Here is a 19588-nt window from a genome sequence, read left to right as displayed (position 1 = left end):
GACTGACCGTGCCGGGGATCAGAGGTCCCCGGCGTCGACGATCCGGTAGGCGTACCCCTGTTCGGCCAGGAACCGCTGCCGGTTGGCAGCGAACTCCGCGTCGACGGTGTCGCGGGCGACCAGCGTGTAGAAGTGGGCGGTCTTCCCCTCCGCCTTCGGACGCAGCAGGCGACCCAGACGCTGGGCCTCCTCCTGACGTGAACCGAACGAGCCCGACACCTGGATCGCGACCTCGGCCGAGGGCAGGTCGATGGAGAAGTTGGCCACCTTGCTCACCACCAGCAGCGAGATCTCGCCACTGCGGAACGCGTCGAAGAGTCGCTGACGTTCCTTCACCGACGTCTCGCCCTTGATCACGGGTGCGTCGAGCGCGGCGGCGATCTCGTCGAGCTGGTCGATGTACTGACCGATCACCAACGTCGGCTGCTCGGGGTGGGCCTGGACCAGCCGACGCACGACGTCGAGCTTGCGCGGGGAGCAGGCCGCGAGACGGTACTTCTCCTCCGGTTCGGCGGTGGCGTAGACGAGCCGTTCGGCGTCGGTGAGGGAGACCCGCACCTCGACGCAGTCGGCCGGAGCGATCCAGCCCTGTGCCTCGATGTCCTTCCACGGGGCGTCGTACCGCTTGGGTCCGATCAGGGAGAAGACGTCGCCCTCACGGCCGTCCTCACGCACCAAGGTGGCGGTCAGGCCGATCCGGCGTCGGGCCTGGAGGTCGGCGGTCATCCGGAAGATCGGGGCCGGGAGCAGGTGCACCTCGTCGTAGACGATGAGGCCCCAGTCGCGGGCGTCGAGGAGTTCGAGGTGCGGGAAGACGCCCTTGCGACGCATCGTCAGCACCTGGTAGGTCGCGATCGTGACCGGACGGATCTCCTTGACGGCACCGGAGTACTCGCCGATCTCGTCCTCGGTCAGGGTGGTGCGGCGCAGCAGTTCGTCCTTCCACTGCCTCGCGGAGACGGTGTTGGTGACCAGGATCAGCGTGGTCGCGCGGGCCTGTGCCATCGAGGCGGCCCCCACGATCGTCTTCCCGGCGCCACAGGGGAGGACGACGACGCCCGAACCGCCGTGCCAGAACGCCTCGGCGGCGTCACGCTGGTAGTCCCGTAACTCCCAGCCGTCCTCGACGAGGTCGATCGGGTGCGCCTCACCGTCGACGTAGCCCGCCCAGTCCTCGGCAGGCCAACCCAGCTTGAGCAGCGCCTGCTTGAGGTTGCCACGCTCGGAGGGGTGCACGGCCACGGAGTCGTCATCGATCCGTTCACCGAGCATGCCCTTGACCTTCTTGGCGCGCAGCACCTCCTCCAGCACGGGCCGGTCGGTGCTGGTCATGACGAGGCCGTGGACGGGGTGCTTCTCCAACCGCAGGCGCCCGTAGCGGTCCATCGTGTCGGCGACGTCGACGAGCAGCGAGTGCGGCACCGCGTAGCGCGAGTACGTCAGGAGGGTGTCGATCACCTGTTCGGCGTCGACACCGGCAGCGCGGGCGTTCCACAGGCCCAGCGGGGTGAGCCGGTAGGTGTGGATGTGCTCGGGCGAGCGTTCGAGTTCGGCGAACGGGGCGATCGCCCGGCGGCACTCCCCGGCGCGTTCGTGGTCGATCTCCAGCAGGAGGGTCTTGTCGGACTGCACGATCAGGGGGCCGTCGTTCACGCCGCGATCCTACGCAGGGGCAGGTGCGCGGCTCGTCGGTTCGGCCACGTGGCGCCTCCCGCTTGGTGAAAACTGTACGAGTGACCGCACGACGACGTTCTCTGCGCCGGGCCTCCGGCAGACCCACGTTGAAGGAGCGCCTGACGTGGGACCGGGTCCCCGTCGTGGCGTGGCTGGCCTGGAGTGCAGGATGGTTGGTCGCTGCCGTGATGGTCCTGGGACATGTGCCCGACGAGATCCAGCGCGCGCGGACGGCCGGCGGTGAACGTCTCTGCTCCGAGGTCGCTGCACCGTGTCTGGTCGAGGCAGAGGTCCCGACGTACCTGGACGAGGACGACGTCTACGAGTCGGGCTACAAGGGAAGCAGTGGCCGCTACTACGACCTCTGGGCGCTCACCGACCCCGAGGGCGTCACGCACACCGTCGAGGAGGACGAGGACTCCTCGGACCGCCACGGGCAAGAGTGGGAGCGTGACGTGCGCTGGTACCAGTACCCCGACGGGAGGTGGTCACTGGAGCACGTGCTCGACGAGGACGGTTCCTGGCGCCAGCTGAGCATCGCAGGCGGAATGGCGCTCAACGGCACGGCCGCGATCGTGCTCTTCGCCGTCCGCGGCGCCGTCGGCCTGACGCGCACCCTGCCCGGGTTCCTGCGGGTGGCGATCCCGGCCCTGGGACGTCGTCAGGCGTGGTGGGGATGGAAGGACTTCGGTGTCGACCTGCCGCGGATCGACCGCTACGCGTTGCTCTGGATCTTCACGCTGGGGAGTGCTGCCTGCCTGGGCATGGCGGCGCCCTGGTGGGTCGTGTGGGGGTTGGCCGCGATCGTGTACTGCCTCGGTCGGGTGATGAGTGACGCGTTGGACGAGAGCTCGCAGTGAACGGTCAGCCACGAGGCGTTCGTGGGAGGTGAGGAGTCGCGATCAGCGTCCTCTCCCCAGAGGGTGATTCCCCTGCCCGGGGGATGACCCAGGTCGGGGAGTGACGCCACGATCGAGCCATGGACCTTCTCGGGGACGTGGTGCGGATCCCGCGACAGCGGTGGTCGGCGGAACAGGGCGGCCCTGACGACGCCTCACACCCGCGGGTTCCTCGCGCCGGAGAAGCGGGCACAGGACTGGGCCGGCGCCCGGGGCGAGGGTGGGTACCGCGTCGCCGGTGCCTCGTCGCGTCGTGGTTGCTCGTCGTCGCTTCCCTGTGGGCGATCCACGCGGCCGTCGACGCCTGGGGATCGATGCGGGCCTGGGACGCGTCCCTGACGTGCTCAGCCACCGACTCCTCGTGTCTCGCCCAGCACGACGTCACCGCTCAGGCAGCGCGTGCCCGGGTCGACGTCACCGACCACGTCGCCCGGATCGTCCTGCAGCCCACCGCGGGCGGTGAGGACAGCGAAGCCCGCACGACGTTCCTGCGTCTCGCACCGGGCAGCGCCGAGGAGTTCGCCCGCACGACGTTGGCCGACGTCGACCTCGACTCCGAGCTCCACGTCCTGCGCCACGACGGCACTGCTCTGGGACTCGTCGACGCCGACGGGACCCGCTGGTCCGGCCTGCACGTCACCGCCGCGACCGTGCACCTGCTGGTGCAGTTGGCACTGCTCGGACTGGTCGCAGGGTGGTTCGCGGTCAGCAGCCCCGACCGGCGCCCGCTCAAGGTGATGGGGGTCAGCGCGGCTGTGCTCTCCTGCGTCGCCGTCCTCGGCGCCCCCGCCACCTCGACGTGGGGCATCTTCGCGGCGCTGCTGCTCGCGGCCGGGATGCTCAGCGTCCGGTCGGAGCCCCGTGTCCAGTCCCGGGGGTGGGCACCACCTGGGTGATCCGGTGCACCTGGAACACCTTGCGGTCCTCGCTGCGATGGTCGTAAGCACTCAACTGCCCGCCCTCCAGAGCGAGCGGATCGACGATCCGTTCCGTCGACACCCCGTGGTTGTCGACGTAACCGATCAGCACCGTCGCGCGTGCCTCGATCGCCTCCCGCAACGCCTGCAGGGCATCGGCCGGAGTGGTCGCGGTGGTCGGGCGCGGCGTCGTGTTCGCCGCGATCCGGTCACCGGTGCGGACAGTGGCGACCACCGTCTGGATCCGGGCACTCTCGCGCGCCTCGACCATCCCAGCGCTCGGGGGAGCCTTCGGCGTCCGGGAACGCTGGACGTCAGGTCGCGCCACCCGGACTGTCCCGTCGGGTGCCTCCACGACGGGTGCCTGACCCAACTCACGCAGACGCGGCAGCAGGAGATCGACCGGCACCGTCGAGATCAGCACCGTCGGCGCGATCCGACGCAACCCCAACGACTCCGCCTTGGGGTGCAGCAACAGTTCGGTGAGCGCGTTCTCGTCGTCGGCCCGCAAGAACGCCTCTGCGTGGCCCACCCGCACGGTCCCGAAGGTCCGCACGACGTCGTCGACCAGGTACGTCAACGGCTGCGGGACCGGGGTGCGTGAGGTCTCGGCGAGGAACCCGTGGACCTCCGCCGCGCTCCACCCGGCATCCAGGGCACGACGTAACGACGACGCCGAGAACCGGTAGACCGTCGCCCCGCCGCGCGACTCGACCTCGGCCAGCAGGTGCAGGGTCCGGGCCACCGACGTCTCCAAGGGGCCGGGGGCGACCGCGGTCAGGTCGGCCTGCAGCAGCACGTGGTCCACCGGCGAGGGCATCAGCGCGTCGAGGGCATCGAGCCCGGCGTCGGTCTCACCCAGCGCGAGTGCCCGCCCGTACGACGACATCGCGTCCATCCCGGTCAGCCCCAGGGCTGCAGCCTCGGTGAGCGTCCACAGCGCGATCTCGTCCCGGGTGGAGGGACGCCGTGGACGACGCCAGCGCAGCACCTGCACCAACGACGGTGCCCCGGTTCCCGACGCCAGCGCCTGACCGCTCGGCAGGTCGGCGAGCTCGGCCAGGACCGCCTCACGCGTCTCAGGACCGTGGACGCTCGTCAGGTCGGCTGCGAGTGCGTTGCGGGTCCGTCCCTGGGCGTCCTTGGTGCCCACCAGGGCCGCCAGACGCGGGGTGTGCAGCCACGCCTTCACCAGCGTCCACCAGCGTCGGGCCGGGGACTGCAACGCCCAGGTGTCGTAGGCGTGGGTGGGCATCCAAGCGGTGACGCCGTCGGAGTCGAGGCCCTCGGCGAGCAGCCCGGCCGCGGCTGCGGTCTCCAGCAGCAGCGCGGCGGTGTGGGGGTCGACCTGGAGTTCGTCAGTGACGGCCTTGTGGTCGCGCACCGCGAGTCCGCCGCTGCGCAGGACCGTCGGCGGATGCACACCCCACTGGTCCAGGAGCAGTTCGACGCGGCGGACCGTCTCGAACGCTGCGCCGGCCGCGACCCGGTCGACGATGCCGGCAGCGCGGTCCGTGGTCGAGATCTCGGGGAGATCGTCGCACGGGGTCACGGTGGTGTGCCCACCGCGCAAGGCGAGACCGACCTGGCCGGGCACCACGAGCGTGCCGTCGACCGAGGGCAGCAGCAGTCGGTGGAAGAGGAGCTCCTCGATCGGGCTGCGGGCCTCCTCCAGTGCCACCGGGGTGCGGGCGCGCCCTGAGGTGCCCTGCCCACCGGAGTCGGTGACATGGGCGAGCAGACTCGCGGCCTTCGGGGTGAGCAGCTCCAGGCGGGCGCGGGCCTCGTCCTGGCTCTGGGCGTGCGGCATCACCGGTCGCAGACCGCTGGTGGCGCCGGTCGGGTCACCGCGCAGGGCGTCGGTGACAGTACTGAGCGCCCTGACGCCGTCCTCGACCTCCCACAGGAGCGCGAGGTCGCACAGGTTCTTCACGGCCGCCTCGACGGCTGCGGGTGCGGCGTTGACCGCGGCGACGAGCCGCTCGCGGGGGGCGTCCCCGAGGACCACCGCGGCGTCGAGGACGGCGAGTTGGAGTCGGTCCAGCTGGTCGACCACGCGCAGCACCGAGGCACGCACTCCGGCCCGGGAGGCCAGTTGCGCGCTGTCACGCGGTGCGGGCGCAGCGAGGTCAGGGCGGGCGCGCAGCAGCGCGGCGAGTCGGGTCTCGGGCCAGGTCCGCAGCACGTCGGCCAGGGTCCGGGCCGGCCCGGCGGGGCGGGTGGGTTCGGTCTGCGCAGCCATCGAGGTGCAACGCTACTCGGGACGACGCCGTCGCGGGCGGCTCCGGGCATCCACGGACGGGCGGACACCCTGACGCGTGAGGTCGCGGTCGTGGTGTGATGCGTCGGTCAACACGGAGGACGCGATCGGGGCGTCCCTGCGGAGAAGGAGACGACGTGGTTGCGTTCGGTGCTGGTCTGGTGAACCGCGGTGAGTGGATCGGTGTCCTGGGGGAGAGGGTGGCCGCTGTGCTCCCGCCCCAGAGTGCCGAGCTTGCTGCGAACCTGTGGGTCTCCCTCGACGCGGGGGAGTCCTTCGAGGACGCTCTCGACGTCGTGCTGCGTCAGGGGCTCTCCGGGGTCCCCTCGCTGGTGCTCGTCGAGGCCGAGGGCGAGGGCCGGGTCCGGCTGCTGGTGCGTGGAGCGCCGATCGTGCGCGTCCGCACCGCCCGCACGACGGTGGTGGGCGAGAACGTCACCGAGGTCGGTTCGGGCACCGGGACGTGGCAGGAGCAGCGCTTCTCCGACGTCCTGTCGCTCGAGGTCGAGCTGGGCGTGGAGGGCGAGGCGAACGAGCAGTTCACCCCCGGCCTGCGACGTCTCGGCGGTCTGGTCCTGGAGTCCCCGGTGGGGGCGTCGTCGCGTCCGATCAGTCAGGCGCTGCCCAAGCCGGTGATCGCTCCGGTCGTCGCGCCCGTCGAGCCTGTCGTCGAGGAGAGCCCCGCCGAGCCGGAGCCCGTGACCGAGCCCGAGGCCGTCCTCGACATTGCCCCCTCGCCGGTCCTCTCCGTCCTCCCTGAGCCGGGTCTCGACACCTACGGCGGCGAGGAGACGGCTCCGCTGGTCGCGGCTCAGTGGGGTGACGAGCCCGTGGAGGCCGCCGCCCCCGTGGCGCCGGTCGCGGAGTCCTCGTCGTCCGAGCCCGCCGATGCTCCTGACGTGCTCGACGGCCTGCCCGCTCCTGTCATCGCACCGGTTCCGGCCCCGGCGATCGCTCCGGTGGTCGTTTCCAGCGTCTCGGCCGAGGACGCACCCGCCGCTGGGTTCGTCGATGCTGACGACATCCCCACGGGCGCCACCGAGGTGCTCTCCGTGGCTGCCGTCACGGGCGAGCAGCCCCAGGGCGACGCCCCGGCCCGCACCGCCGGTCTGCCGCAGGTGGTCTTCGAGCACGGTGACGTCCTCGACCTCGACCGCGTCTACGTGGTGGGCCGTGCGCCGTCGCCGACCGCGTCGGGCAGCCCGGACGCTGCAACCCTGGCCGTGCCGAGTCCGCTCGGCGAGGTGTCGGCCAACCACCTCGAGGTGTTCGCGGGCGTCGGCCCCGACTCCGACCGTGTGGTCGTCGTCGATCTCGGGTCGACCAACGGCACGGTGGTGCGTCGTGAGGGCCACTCCCCGCGTCAGCTCAAGCCGCGGATCCCGGTCCTGCTCAGCGACGGTGACGTCGTCGACCTCGGCGACGGCGCCACCTTCCGCGTCGTCAGCGGCTGACTCCGGGACGTCGGCCACGAAATCGAATGGCTCCGTGAGGTGCCACCCCCTATCCTTCGACTGGTCCGCGGGCAACACCGCGGCCGTTCAGAGGAGAGTGTGAGCAGTGCCCACTGGCAAGGTGAAGTGGTTCGACGCCGACAAGGGATTCGGTTTCCTGTCGCACCCGGACGGACCCGACGTGTACGTGCACGCCGACGCTCTTCCCGAGGGCGTGAGCACGCTCAAGCCGGGCGCTCGCGTGGAGTTCGGGATCGCCCAGGGGCGCCGTGGTGAGCAGGCGCTGCAGGTGCGGGTCATCGAGTCTCCGAGCTCGATCTCGCGTGCGCAGCGCAACGCCCAGCGCAAGAGCCCCGAGGCGATGGTCCCGATCGTGGAGGACCTGATCCGTCTGCTGGACGCCGTAGGAGAGGGATTCCGGCACGGCCGGCACCCCGAGACCAAGGCTGCACGCGGCACTGCGAAGCTGCTCCGCGCGCTGGCCGACGAGCTGGACGCCTGAGCGATCCGAGGAGACGACGCATGAGCACGCACCGACGACACACCCCCGCCCCCGACGCACCGGTCTTGGGTGGCGTCGTCGGCGCGTGCCATGATGCCGACGTGAAGCTCGCCCTGTCTCCGGCCACCGACTCCGTCCTCACCGGCGCCGTCGAGGTGGCCCGTGCCGCCCTCCTCGAGGGGACGCCGGCAGATCAGGTGGGAGAGCACCTCGGCATCTGGGCCGAGGACGGCCTCACCGCCACCCACGTCTTCGCCTGTGTGCACCCCGGCTACGTCGGCTGGCACTGGGCGGTCACCGTCTCCCGCGTGGAGGAGGCCGAGCTCGTCACCGTTGACGAGGTCGTGCTGCTCCCGGGCGACGCTGCGATCGTCGCCCCGCGCTGGGTTCCGTACAAGGAGCGTCTGCAGCCGGGTGACCTGTCTCCCGGCGACCTCCTTCCCGTCGACGACGACGACCCCCGTCTGGTCCCGACCTACCTCGTCGGTGCCGACGAGGACGTCGACCGTGGTCAGGTCAAGGTCGTCGCTGCTGATCTCGGCCTGGGACGGGTCCGCACCCTGTCGGTGGAGGGACGCGACCTCGCGGCCCAGCGCTGGCACGACGGTGTGGGCGGCCCGGAGGCTCCGATCGCCAAGCAGGCGCCGCACAACTGCTGGTCGTGCGGGTTCCTGGTGCTGCTGGCCGGCCCGATGTCGTCGACGTTCGGTGTCTGTGCGAACGGCAACGCCAACGACGACGGCCGTGTGGTCACCCTCGACCACGGCTGTGGCGCCCACTCCGAGGTCAAGCTGACCCGTACCCAGCAGCCGGCTCCGATGCCCGACCACGTCTTCGACTCCTTCACCGAGGACCGCGAGACCTTCTGACCCCGGTCGGTCCACCCACGGGCGGCCCACCACGAGAGAACGCCACCGCGATGTCGCGGTGGCGTTCTTCGTCTCGCGCTGCGCACGGGCGGCAGAGGCGTGGGGGATCCTCAGGCTGCTCGTCGGCGTCCGCCGCCGGTGACCGAGTGGGTCTGCTCCGCGACCTCAGCGTTGCGGTTCGCGTCGCGTCGTCGTCGGCAGTACTCGATCCCGAGGAGTCCCATGCCGAGTCCGGCGCTGCACACCCAGATCCACCAGACCCGGCCCGAGGCCTGCAGAGTCGAGTAGAAGGGGAGCATTCCCAGGAGTGCGATTCCCCACAGGGCGGTGCCGACCTCGGCGGTGCGCACGCCGTCGGCGTCGAGCGGTTGGATCTCGACGACGGCCGGGGGCAGCGTGATCGACAGGGTGCCGGGGGAAGGGCGGGACTCGACGCGGGGGAGGCTGCTGGTGTCGTTGCTCTCGTACAGGTCCACGCGCCCGAGGGTAACCAGCGGAGTTCACGCGGGACGCAACTTCGAGGGCACTGATTCTGGCAGTGAGACGCTGCATCCACGATGCGGCTGGTTTGTCACAGGGTCCGGCGGAGGCGGATCATGCCTTCGTGACCAATGCTGCAGAGCAGACCGCTCCCCCCGCTTCAGGCGGCCTGGACCGGTTCTTCAAGATCTCCGAGCGAGGGTCGAGCGTGGCCCGCGAGGTGCGGGGCGGCATCGTCACGTTCCTGGCGATGGCCTACATCGTCGTGCTCAACCCGCTGATTCTCGGCCTCACCCCCGACTCCACCGGTCAGTACCTCGGTGGCGGCACCGTGGCCGGCGCCAACCTCGCCGCGATCACTGCGGCGACCGCCCTCGTGGCAGGTCTGCTCTCGATCCTCATGGGTGCAGTGGCCAACTTCCCGCTCGCGCTCGCCGCGGGCCTGGGCCTCAACGCCTTCGTGGCCAACAGCATCGCCCGGGACACCACCTGGGAGGCCGCGATGGGCCTCGTGGTCCTGGAGGGTGTCGTCATCCTCGTCCTGGTCCTCACCGGCTTCCGCAAGGCGGTCTTCAAGGCGGTCCCGCAGCAGCTCAAGGTCGCCATCTCCGTCGGCATCGGTCTCTTCATCGCTCTGCTCGGCATGGTCGACGCCCGCTTCGTCACCCGCATCCCCGACGCGTTCGGAACCACCGTCCCGGTCCAGCTCGGCGCCGATGGTCACCTGCAGGGCTGGCCGGTGCTGGTCTTCTGCGTCGGCCTGCTCGTCATGATCGCCCTGTGGGTCCGCAAGGTCCCGGGCGCGATCCTGCTCGGCATCGTGGTGGCCACGGTGCTCTCGATCATCGTCGACAAGCTCTTCACCCCCGGTTCGTCCATGGACTCGGCCGGAGGCTGGGCCCTCAACCAGCCCTCCCTCTCGGGTGACTGGGGTCTCCCGGACCTCAGCACGCTCTTCCGCGTCGACCTCTTCGGTGCCTTCTCCACGCTCGAGGGTGGCGTGCTCGCCGCTCTGCTGCTGATCTTCTCGCTGCTCCTGGCGGACTTCTTCGACACCATGGGCACCATGACGGCCATCGGCGCCGAGGCCGGCCTGAACGACGAGGACGGCACCCCGCCGCACGCGCAGCGCATCCTGATCGTCGACTCCGTCGCCGCGATCGCGGGTGGCGTCGGTGGCGTCTCCTCCAACACCTCGTTCATCGAGTCCGCCTCGGGCGTCGGCGAGGGTGCTCGCACGGGTCTGTCGACCATCGTCACGGGTCTGCTCTTCCTGGCCACGATGTTCCTCTCGCCGCTGGTCTCCGCGATCCCGTCCGAGGCCGCCGTTCCGGCGCTCGTCCTGGTCGGTTTCCTGATGATGCAGCAGGTCACCGAGATCGACTGGACCGACGTCGAGATCGCCATCCCGGCCTTCCTGACCATCATCGTGATGCCTTTCACCTACTCCATCTCGGCCGGCATCGGCGCGGGCTTCATCGCCTTCCTGGTGATCAAGCTCGTCATGGGCAAGCTGCAGGAGATCCACGCACTCATGTGGGTCGTCGCTGCTCTGTTCGTCGTCTACTTCGCGTACACGCCGATCAGCGGCTGGATCAACTGACCCCAGCGCCGCCTCGGAGAGGCCCGTCACGCACCGCGTGACGGGCCTCTCGTCGTTCACACTGCTTCAAAGATGTTTCACCGGAATAGTTAGCGTCGGCAATGAGTTGTACCCATCGATGACCACCGACACCGCTCCCGAACCGTCGCCCGACGACGACCTCGTGGCCGATCTCCGCCTCGGTGTGATGCGGATGCGACGACGTCTCGTCAACGAGCGCCACCCCGACAACGACCTCTCGATCAGCCACATGGGCGTGCTTGCGATGCTGCACCGCCACGGGGCCTGCACGCCGTCGCGGCTGGCCCAGCTCGAGCGGGTCCAGCCGCCGTCGATGACCCGCACCGTCAACCTCCTGGCCGACCGGGGCCTGGTCTCCCGAGCCCCCGACGCCGTCGACCGCCGGGTGACGCACGTGCACCTGACCGACGCCGGCCGCGCCGTCCTGGCTGCCGACCGTCACCGCCGCGACGCCTGGCTGGCCCGTCGTCTCGACGAACTCGACCACTCCGACCGGGAGGCCCTGCGCCGGGCCGCCTCGGTGCTCCTCCGTCTGGCGCAGGAAGACTGAAGCCCCTGTTTTGAGCCCCACGTTCAAGTCCCTCTCCAACCCCAACTACCGCCTCTACGCAGCCGGTGGTGTCGTCTCCAACCTCGGCACCTGGATGCAGCGCATCGCCCAGGACTGGCTGGTCCTGCAGTTGGCCACCGACGGCGCCGTTGCGCTCGGCATGGTCACCGGCCTGCAGTTCCTGCCTGCCCTGTTGCTGAGCCCGTTCGCCGGCATCGTCGCCGACCGGGTCCCGAAGCGTCGCCTGCTGCAGCTGACCAACATCGGCATGGCGGTGCCTGCGATCGTCCTCGGTCTGCTCGCGGTCACGGGACACGCCCAGGTCTGGCACATCTACGTGCTCGCCCTCGTCCTCGGGGTCGCCTCGGCCTTCGACGCCCCGGCCCGGCACTCCTTCGTCTCCGAGATGGTGGCCGAGGAGGACCTGACCAATGCGGTCAGCCTCAACTCGGCCTCCTTCAACGTGGCGAGGCTCGTGGGCCCGGCGCTGGCAGGTGTGCTGATCGCGGGACTGGGTGGCACGGCCGAGGCGACCGGTTGGGTGATCCTGCTCAACGCGGTCTCCTACGTCGCGCCGGTGCTGGCTCTGCAGCGGATGGACGAACGACGTCTCGACGTGCCCGCGCCGAGCACCGCCCGTGGGCTCGACGCACTGCAGGAGGCGTTGGTCTACGTCCGACGCCGCCCTGATCTGATGCTGGTCCTGGCGGTGGTCTTCATGGCCGGCACGTTCGGGATGAACTTCCAGATGACGTCGGCGCTGATGGCCACCGAGGTCTTCGGCAAGGGCGCGGGGGAGTACGGGGCGCTGAGCACCTTCCTGGCCGTGGGTTCACTCACTGGTGCCCTGCTGGCGGCACGACGCTCGCGGAGCAACGTCAAGCGCGTGACGGTGGCGGCCCTCGTCTTCGGTGCGCTCGTCGTGGTGGCGGGCCTGGCTCCGTCGTACCTGACGTTCGCCCTGCTGTGCCCCGTGATGGGCTTCGCCTCCCTGACCATGGCGACCAGCGCGAACTCCTACACGACGGTGGCGACCGATCCCGGGGTGCGGGGTAGGGTCATGTCGCTGTACCTGATGGTCTTCATGGGTGGCACTCCGATCGGGGCGCCGCTCCTGGGATGGGTCGGGGAGGTGTGGGGCGCACGCTGGACGTTGCTGCTCGGCGGTTCCGTCACGGTGGTCGGTGTTCTCGTGGCCGCGGTCCTTTACCAGATCGCTGCGAAGTCGCGTAAGCCCATTTTGACCCCTGCGACAGCCAGCGAGTAGCCTCGGTATCTGTGTCTGGCATATCCAGACCCCGCGCGCGCCCGGATGCCTCTTGGCCCTGATCGCACGCTGATCTCAGGCACATGCAACAAGCAACAACTCCGAGCCCGGCAAAGTGCCGAGCCGTGAAGAGTCAACAAAGAAGGGGAACCACCAAGGTGCCCACCATTCAGCAGTTGGTCCGCAAGGGCCGCCAGGACAAGGTGTCCAAGAACAAGACGCCTGCCCTCAAGGGTTCGCCGCAGCGCCGTGGCGTCTGCACCCGCGTCTACACCACCACCCCGAAGAAGCCGAACTCCGCCCTTCGCAAGGTCGCCCGCGTGCGCCTTTCGTCCGGCGTCGAGGTCACCGCTTACATCCCGGGTGTGGGCCACAACCTGCAGGAGCACTCCATCGTGCTCGTGCGCGGTGGTCGTGTGAAGGACCTTCCGGGTGTCCGTTACAAGATCATCCGCGGAACCCTTGACACCCAGGGTGTCAAGAACCGCAAGCAGGCTCGTAGCCGCTACGGCGCGAAGAAGGAGAAGGCCTAATGCCTCGTAAGGGTCCCGCCCCCAAGCGTCCTCTCGACGTCGACCCGGTCTACGGTTCGCAGATCGTCACCCAGCTCGTCTCGAAGGTCCTCCAGGACGGTAAGAAGCAGGTTGCCCAGCGCATCGTGTACACCGCCCTCGAGGGTTGCCGCGAGAAGACCGGCACCGACCCGGTCCTGACCCTGAAGCGCGCGCTCGACAACGTCAAGCCCGCCATCGAGGTCAAGTCCCGCCGCGTCGGTGGCGCCACCTACCAGGTCCCGGTTGAGGTCAAGCCCAACCGCCAGACCACGCTGGCGCTCCGCTGGCTCGTCGGCTACGCCGCCGACCGCCGCGAGAAGACGATGGCTGAGCGTCTCATGAACGAGATCCTCGACGCCTCCAACGGCCTCGGTGCCGCTGTGAAGAAGCGTGAGGACACTCACAAGATGGCCGAGTCCAACAAGGCCTTCGCTCACTACCGCTGGTGATCATTCGGGGCGCACGTCTACGGACGTGCGCCCCGAACCCGCCAACCGCAATCTTCTCGAAGGAACTGAACTTCAGTGGCCGTTGACATCACCACGGACCTCTCCAAGGTCCGCAACATCGGCATCATGGCCCACATCGATGCCGGTAAGACCACCACCACCGAGCGCATCCTCTTCTACACCGGTATCAACTACAAGATCGGTGACACGCACGAGGGCTCCGCCACGATGGACTGGATGGAGCAGGAGCAGGAGCGTGGCATCACGATCACCTCTGCTGCGACCACCTGCTGGTGGAACAACCACCAGATCAACATCATCGACACCCCGGGTCACGTCGACTTCACCGTCGAGGTGGAGCGTTCGCTCCGCGTCCTCGACGGCGCCGTTGCCGTGTTCGACGGTGTTGCGGGCGTCGAGCCCCAGTCGCAGACCGTGTGGCGTCAGGCCAACAAGTACTCGGTTCCGCGCATGTGCTTCATCAACAAGCTCGACCGCACCGGTGCTGACTTCTACTACGTCCTCAGCACCATCGTGGACAAGCTGAAGGCCACCACTGCTGTTCTCCAGCTGCCGATCGGCGCCGAGGGCGACTTCATCGGCGTCGTCGACCTGGTTGAGCAGAACGCCAAGGTCTGGCGCGGCGAGACCGTCCAGGGTGAGGACTACGTCGTCGAGGAGATCCCCGCGGACCTCGTCGAGAAGGCTGCCGAGTACCGCGAGAAGCTCATCGAGACCGTCGCCGAGACCGACGACGTCATGATGGAGCGCTACCTCGAGAACGGTGACGACTTCACCGTCGAGGAGCTCAAGGCTGCCATCCGTCGTGCCACCCTGGCTGGCGACATCAACCCGATCCTCACCGGTACCGCGTTCAAGAACAAGGGCGTCCAGCCCCTGCTCGACGCCGTTGTCGACTACCTCCCGTCGCCCCTCGACGTCGAGGCCATCGTCGGCCACAAGCCGAACGACGAGGAGGTCGAGGTCCTGCGCAAGCCGGCCGACGACGAGCCCCTCTCGGCCCTGGCGTTCAAGATCGCTGCTGACCCGCACCTGGGTCGTCTGACCTTCGTCCGCGTCTACTCGGGCAAGCTCGAGGCCGGCGGCACCGTGCTCAACGCGTCCAACGGTCGCAAGGAGCGCATCGGCAAGGTCTACCAGATGCACGCCAACAAGCGCGAGGAGATCGCGTCGGTCGGTGCTGGCCAGATTGTCGCCGTCATGGGTCTCAAGGACACCAAGACCGGCCACACCCTGTCCGACAACGCCAAGCCGGTCGTGCTCGAGTCGATGACCTTCCCCGCTCCGGTGATCGAGGTCGCCATCGAGCCGAAGACGAAGGGCGACCAGGAGAAGCTGGGCACCGCCATTCAGCGTCTCTCGGACGAGGACCCCACCTTCACCGTCAAGACGGACGAAGAGACCGGTCAGACGATCATCGCCGGTATGGGTGAGCTTCACCTCGAGGTCCTCGTCGACCGCATGAAGCGCGAGTTCCGCGTCGAGGCGACCGTCGGCAAGCCGCAGGTTGCCTACCGCGAGACCATTCGCCAGAAGGTTGCCGGTCACGGTTACACCCACAAGAAGCAGACCGGTGGTTCGGGTCAGTTCGCAAAGGTCGTCATCGACCTCGAGCCGAACATCAACCCCGAGACCGGTCTGGGTGCTGGCTACGAGTTCGTGAACGCCGTTTCCGGTGGTCGCGTTCCCCGCGAGTACATCCCGTCGGTTGACCAGGGCGGCCAGGAGGCCATGGCCTTCGGTGTTCTCGCCGGCTTCCCGATGGTGGACGTCAAGTTCACCCTCCAGGACGGTCAGTACCACGACGTCGACTCCTCGGAGCTCGCGTTCAAGATCGCTGGAAACCAGGCGTTCAAGGAGGCTGCGCGCAAGGCCAAGGCCGTGCTGCTCGAGCCCATGTTCGCCGTTGAGGTCACCACCCCGGAGTCGTTCCTCGGCACCGTCATCGGTGACATCAACAGCCGTCGCGGCCAGATCCGTGCACAGGAGGAGCGCTACGGCGACATCGTCGTCCAGGCCCTCGTCCCGCTGTCCGAGATGTTCGGGTACGTTGGAGACCTGCGGTCCAAGACCTCGGGTCAGGCCTCGTACTCGATGGAGTTCGACTCGTACGCCGAGGTTCCCTCGAACATCGCCGACGAGATCATCAAGAAGGTCCGCGGCGAGTAATTCGCCCCGGATCCTCGGCAGTACCACACCATTCACGAGTCAGTAACAACAACAGGAGGAGCCACCAGTGGCTAAGGCGAAGTTCGAGCGGACCAAGCCGCACGTGAACATTGGCACCATCGGTCACATTGACCACGGAAAGACGACGCTCACCGCGGCGATTTCCAAGGTGCTTCACGACACCTACCCGGACCTGAACGAGGCGTCGGCTTTCGACACCATCGACAAGGCTCCCGAAGAGCGCCAGCGCGGCATCACGATCTCGATCGCTCACATCGAGTACCAGACCGAGTCGCGCCACTACGCGCACGTTGACTGCCCCGGTCACGCTGACTACATCAAGAACATGATCACCGGTGCCGCGCAGATGGACGGCGCGATCCTGGTGGTTGCCGCGACCGACGGTCCCATGCCCCAGACGCGTGAGCACGTGCTGCTCGCTCGCCAGGTTGGCGTGCCGGCCATGGTTGTTGCGCTCAACAAGTGCGACATGGTCGACGACGAGGAGCTCATCGAGCTCGTCGAGATGGAGGTGCGCGAGCTCCTCAGCGAGTACGACTTCCCGGGCGACGACGTCCCGGTTGTCCGCATCGCCGCACACCCCGCCCTCATGGGCGAGGAGAAGTGGGCCGACACGATCCGCGAGCTCATGGCAGCCGTGGACGAGTACATCCCGCAGCCGCAGCGCGCCACCGACCAGCCCTTCCTGATGCCCGTTGAGGACGTCTTCACGATCACCGGTCGTGGAACCGTCATCACCGGTCGCATCGAGCGCGGCATCGTCAAGGTCGGCGAGGAGGTCGAGATCATCGGCATCCGCGAGGCCTCGCAGAAGACCACCGTCACCGGTGTCGAGATGTTCCGCAAGCTCCTCGACGAGGGCCAGGCTGGCGAGAACGTCGGTCTGCTCCTCCGTGGCACCAAGCGCGAGGACGTCGAGCGCGGCATGGTTGTTGTCCACCCGGGCACCACCACCCCGCACACCGAGTTCGAGGCTTCGGTCTACATCCTGTCGAAGGAGGAGGGTGGCCGTCACACCCCGTTCTTCAACAACTACCGCCCGCAGTTCTACTTCCGCACCACGGACGTGACCGGTGTCGTTACCCTCCCCGAGGGCACCGAGATGGTCATGCCGGGCGACAACACGGAGATGAACGTCGTTCTGATCCAGCCCATCGCCATGGAGGAGAACCTCAAGTTCTCCATCCGCGAGGGTGGCCGCACCGTTGGTGCCGGTCGCGTCACCAAGATCACCAAGTGACGTTCTGATTCAGAACTGATCTAGCTCGTCCCCGGACGAGTGATCACGCTCAGGGCCCCGAACTTCGGTTCGGGGCCCTGAGTCATTTCCAGGCGACGCCCAGGCGTGAGCGTGACGCGACGCCGTCACACTGATCGTGTACTGATATACGATTAAACAGTTTTGTGACCTCAGTTCTACGGTTCGGTGTATGAGCACCGTTGAGTTGACCGCTGCCGGAGTCGAACGCGCCGCCGAGGTCCTCGACGGAATCATTCACACCACGCCGCTCGAGTTCAGTCAGCGCCTCAGTGACAAGGTCGGTTCGCCGGTCCTGCTCAAGCGCGAGAACCGTCAGGTCGCCCGCTCGTACAAGACGCGCGGCGCCTACCACGCCATCTCCGGGCTCACCCCTGAGGAACGAGATCGAGGTGTCGTCTGCGCGTCGGCCGGCAACCATGCCCAAGGTGTGGCTTTCGCCTGTGCGCAGCTCGGTATCAAGGGCCGCATCTACGTCCCGGGCAACACCCCGCGCCAGAAGCGCCAGCGCATCCTCAGCCTCGGCGGCGAGCACGTCGACCTGATCGTCACCGGTTCCACCTTCGACGCCGCCGCGGCCGCCGCTGCCGAGGACGCCGCCGAGACCGGTGCCGTCTTCGTGCACCCCTTCGACGCCGTGCCGACCATCCTGGGTCAGGGCACCGTCGCTCTCGAAGCGATCACCCAGGCCGAGGCGATGGGCCACACCGTCCACACCGTCGTCGTTCCCGTCGGAGGAGGCGGGCTGCTCTCCGGCATCGCCGTCTGGATCAAGGAGCGTCGACCCGACGTCCGGATCATCGGCGTCGAGCCGGCCGGGGCTGCCTCCATGACCGCTGCCCTCGCTGCGGGGGAGCCGGTCAAGCTCTCCAGCATCGACACCTTTGTCGACGGCGCCGCCGTCGCACTGGCGGGAATGACCACCTTTGCCGTCGTCCGCGACCTCGTCGACGAGATGCACACCGTCGAGGAGGGTGCGATCTGCACCGAGATGCTCGAGCTCTACCAGGTCGAGGGTGTCATCACCGAGCCTGCAGGAGCGATGGCCAGCACCTACGCCCTGGAGCTCGCCGGCCAGGTGCCCGCCGACCAAGCAGTGGTGTGCATCGTGTCGGGCGGCAACAACGACGTCTCCCGTTACGGGGAGATCGTCGAGCGATCCGCCCTGCACGAGGGACTGCGTCACTACTTCATGGTGACCTTCCCCCAGGAGCCCGGTGCGCTCCGTCACTTCCTGGAGAAGGTGCTGGCCGACGGAGAGGACATCGTCCTGTTCGAGTACGTCAAGAAGAACAACCGTGAGACCGGCCCGGCGCTTGTGGGCATCGAGCTCGACAGCGCCGACCTCCTGCCCGGCCTGCTGGCCCGGATGGCGGAGAGCCCGATGGGCATCGAGCAGGTCGAGCCCGGTTCGCCGCTGTTCTCCTTCTTCTCCTGAGCAGGTCCCCGAACCCTGAGATCGCGTCGCCACCGGCTGGTTCCGGAGGCGGCGCGATCGTCTTCTCCACCGACTTGGGGTCGGGGGAGTGGCTGCGTACGCTTGATGATCGTGTCTGACTCCGTGCGCCCCGCCCGCCCCCACCAGAAACTGACCGAGGACGGTCGGCGTCTCGCCGAGGTCCTGAGCTACTCCCGACGCGGCAGCCGCTTCACTCCGAAGCAGGCAGAAGCGTGGGACGCCCACCACGAGGCCTGGGTCATTCCCGACGAGGCCGTCGACGTCAACGACTTCGACCTCGACGCCTGGTTCGGTCGCAAGGCCCCTCTCGCCATCGAGATCGGTTCGGGCGTGGGCGAGGCGACCGCGGCCCTGGCTGCCTCGCGTCCCGACATGAACGTGCTCGCGCTCGAGGTGTGGGTGCCCGGTGTGGCCGACTCCCTGCGTCGCCTCGACGAGGCCGGAGTCAACAACGTCCGGTTCTGCTCGATCGACGCGGTCTGGTTCTTCGAGAACATCCTGGGTCCCGACGCGATCACGGAGCTCTGGACGTTCTTCCCTGACCCGTGGCACAAGAAGAAGCACAACAAGCGTCGTCTGGTGAACCCGGCGTTCGCTGACCTCGTCTCCCGTCGACTGGTCCCGGGAGGGGAGTGGCGCCTCGCCACCGACTGGCTCGAGTACGCCGAGCAGATGCAGGAAGTCCTCGACGCCTCGCCCTCCTTCGCCGGCGGAGTCGTCCCGCGCTGGGACGAGCGCCCGGTGACGAAGTTCGAGCGCAAGGGGCTGGCCAAGGACCGCGTCATCACCGACCTCCTCTACCGCACTGTGGCCGCGCCGCAGGGCGAGCAGGCCTGAGCCTTCCGGGCTGACCGGATCCGGACGGGCGTCGGTGGGTGTTCGGCACCCGCCGACGTCTCGGTGATCGAGATCACGGCCATTTCTCGGCCCCGATTTGGCTTCCGGGCAGCCTCGATGACAAACTGATCAAGTTGCTCCGGCGGGTCGCCGGGGTACCGCACAACTTTGACTCCTGAATCGCGTCTCCCGATAGCCCTCTTGGCTGTTGAGTTTCCTGACTTTGGCGTCCTTGCGTGTGTAGTACCACCCTGAGCCATCAGGACCGAGACCCGATCGGCCCACCGAACCCTGGTGGGTGCCACAGACAGTCAGTCGAGACCT

At 68.3% G+C, this 19588-nt stretch carries 17 protein-coding genes; 14 read left to right on the top strand and 3 right to left on the bottom strand.

Annotated elements, in window-relative coordinates; all coding sequences use genetic code 11:
* Positions 1–18: 18 nt before the first annotated feature.
* Positions 19–1653, bottom strand: coding sequence for a DNA repair helicase XPB (locus tag EOV43_RS12365; RefSeq protein ID WP_128221560.1), 1635 nt, complete (start codon positions 1651–1653; stop codon positions 19–21).
* An 80-nt stretch (positions 1654–1733) separates the two neighbouring features.
* On the opposite strand from EOV43_RS12365, the gene EOV43_RS12360 reads away from it, so the two are divergent.
* Both EOV43_RS12360 and EOV43_RS12355 read left to right on the top strand, forming a co-directional pair.
* On the top strand, positions 1734–2534 hold the full coding sequence (locus EOV43_RS12360; RefSeq protein ID WP_128221559.1) for a hypothetical protein: 801 nt from the start codon (positions 1734–1736) through the stop codon (positions 2532–2534).
* A gap of 119 nt (positions 2535–2653) precedes the next feature.
* Positions 2654–3469, top strand: a complete 816-nt coding sequence (locus EOV43_RS12355) for a hypothetical protein (protein ID WP_128221558.1) — start codon at positions 2654–2656, stop codon at positions 3467–3469.
* Here EOV43_RS12355 and EOV43_RS12350 read toward each other — a convergent pair.
* Positions 3414–5732, bottom strand: coding sequence for a helicase C-terminal domain-containing protein (locus EOV43_RS12350; RefSeq protein WP_128221557.1), 2319 nt, complete (start codon positions 5730–5732; stop codon positions 3414–3416). The genes EOV43_RS12355 and EOV43_RS12350 overlap by 56 nt on opposite strands.
* Before the next feature lie 155 nt (positions 5733–5887).
* Here EOV43_RS12350 and EOV43_RS12345 point away from each other — a divergent pair, with 155 nt between their 5' ends.
* From EOV43_RS12345 to EOV43_RS12335, 3 genes are all read left to right on the top strand, one after another.
* A complete protein-coding gene (locus tag EOV43_RS12345; protein WP_128221556.1) occupies positions 5888–7204 on the top strand; it encodes an FHA domain-containing protein in 1317 nt (438 codons plus the stop codon).
* Positions 7205–7310: 106 nt separating this feature from the next.
* The gene (locus EOV43_RS12340; protein WP_128221555.1) at positions 7311–7706 is read left to right on the top strand and encodes a cold-shock protein; all 396 of its coding nucleotides are present in this window, start codon (positions 7311–7313) and stop codon (positions 7704–7706) included.
* A gap of 20 nt (positions 7707–7726) precedes the next feature.
* Positions 7727–8575 (top strand): DUF3027 domain-containing protein, encoded by an 849-nt coding sequence (locus EOV43_RS12335; protein ID WP_128221554.1) that lies wholly within the window; start codon positions 7727–7729, stop codon positions 8573–8575.
* A 110-nt stretch (positions 8576–8685) separates the two neighbouring features.
* Here EOV43_RS12335 and EOV43_RS12330 read toward each other — a convergent pair whose 3' ends face one another.
* Complete coding sequence (locus EOV43_RS12330; protein ID WP_239022114.1) at positions 8686–9051, bottom strand: DUF2530 domain-containing protein; 366 nt, start codon at positions 9049–9051, stop codon at positions 8686–8688.
* 128 nt (positions 9052–9179) lie between these two features.
* On the opposite strand from EOV43_RS12330, the gene EOV43_RS12325 reads away from it, so the two are divergent.
* The 9 genes from EOV43_RS12325 to trmB all read left to right on the top strand — a co-directional run bounded on the left by EOV43_RS12325 (position 9180) and on the right by trmB (position 19264).
* On the top strand, positions 9180–10658 hold the full coding sequence (locus tag EOV43_RS12325) for an NCS2 family permease (RefSeq protein WP_128221553.1): 1479 nt from the start codon (positions 9180–9182) through the stop codon (positions 10656–10658).
* 118 nt (positions 10659–10776) lie between these two features.
* Positions 10777–11229 (top strand): MarR family winged helix-turn-helix transcriptional regulator, encoded by a 453-nt coding sequence (locus tag EOV43_RS12320; protein ID WP_128221552.1) that lies wholly within the window; start codon positions 10777–10779, stop codon positions 11227–11229.
* A 10-nt stretch (positions 11230–11239) separates the two neighbouring features.
* Positions 11240–12496 carry an MFS transporter gene (locus tag EOV43_RS12315; RefSeq protein WP_128221551.1) on the top strand — a complete coding sequence of 419 codons (1257 nt, stop codon included), beginning with the start codon at positions 11240–11242 and terminating at the stop codon, positions 12494–12496.
* Positions 12497–12654: 158 nt separating this feature from the next.
* Positions 12655–13029 (top strand): 30S ribosomal protein S12, encoded by a 375-nt coding sequence (rpsL, locus tag EOV43_RS12310; protein ID WP_128221550.1) that lies wholly within the window; start codon positions 12655–12657, stop codon positions 13027–13029.
* Complete coding sequence (gene rpsG / locus EOV43_RS12305) at positions 13029–13499, top strand: 30S ribosomal protein S7 (protein WP_128221549.1); 471 nt, start codon at positions 13029–13031, stop codon at positions 13497–13499. Before rpsL ends, rpsG begins: the two co-directional genes overlap by 1 nt.
* 75 nt (positions 13500–13574) lie before the next feature.
* The gene (gene fusA, locus EOV43_RS12300) at positions 13575–15689 is read left to right on the top strand and encodes an elongation factor G (protein WP_128221548.1); all 2115 of its coding nucleotides are present in this window, start codon (positions 13575–13577) and stop codon (positions 15687–15689) included.
* Between the two features lie 67 nt (positions 15690–15756).
* Positions 15757–16950 (top strand): elongation factor Tu, encoded by a 1194-nt coding sequence (gene tuf, locus EOV43_RS12295; protein WP_128221547.1) that lies wholly within the window; start codon positions 15757–15759, stop codon positions 16948–16950.
* 190 nt (positions 16951–17140) lie between these two features.
* Positions 17141–18406 (top strand): threonine ammonia-lyase IlvA, encoded by a 1266-nt coding sequence (gene ilvA / locus EOV43_RS12290; RefSeq protein WP_128221546.1) that lies wholly within the window; start codon positions 17141–17143, stop codon positions 18404–18406.
* A gap of 111 nt (positions 18407–18517) precedes the next feature.
* Positions 18518–19264 carry a tRNA (guanosine(46)-N7)-methyltransferase TrmB gene (trmB, locus tag EOV43_RS12285; RefSeq protein WP_128221545.1) on the top strand — a complete coding sequence of 249 codons (747 nt, stop codon included), beginning with the start codon at positions 18518–18520 and terminating at the stop codon, positions 19262–19264.
* The last annotated feature ends 324 nt before the right edge of the window (positions 19265–19588 follow it).

Source organism: Nocardioides yefusunii, assembly GCF_004014875.1.
GTDB classification, from domain to species: Bacteria; Actinomycetota; Actinomycetes; order Propionibacteriales; family Nocardioidaceae; genus Nocardioides; species Nocardioides yefusunii.
Note: the sequence above shows the minus strand (reverse complement) of the source record. Positions and strands in the feature narration are given on the sequence as shown.

What these genes read in the sequence shown, in the direction of transcription:
- EOV43_RS12355 (WP_128221558.1), top strand. Translation starts at nt 2,654, where the DNA reads ATGGACCTTCTCGGGGACGTGGTGCGGATCCCGCGACAGCGGTGGTCG.
- EOV43_RS12350 (WP_128221557.1), bottom strand. Translation starts at nt 5,732, where the DNA reads ATGGCTGCGCAGACCGAACCCACCCGCCCCGCCGGGCCGGCCCGGACC.
- EOV43_RS12335 (WP_128221554.1), top strand. Translation starts at nt 7,727, where the DNA reads ATGAGCACGCACCGACGACACACCCCCGCCCCCGACGCACCGGTCTTG.
- EOV43_RS12320 (WP_128221552.1), top strand. Translation starts at nt 10,777, where the DNA reads ATGACCACCGACACCGCTCCCGAACCGTCGCCCGACGACGACCTCGTG.
- rpsG (WP_128221549.1), top strand. Translation starts at nt 13,029, where the DNA reads ATGCCTCGTAAGGGTCCCGCCCCCAAGCGTCCTCTCGACGTCGACCCG.
- ilvA (WP_128221546.1), top strand. Translation starts at nt 17,141, where the DNA reads ATGAGCACCGTTGAGTTGACCGCTGCCGGAGTCGAACGCGCCGCCGAG.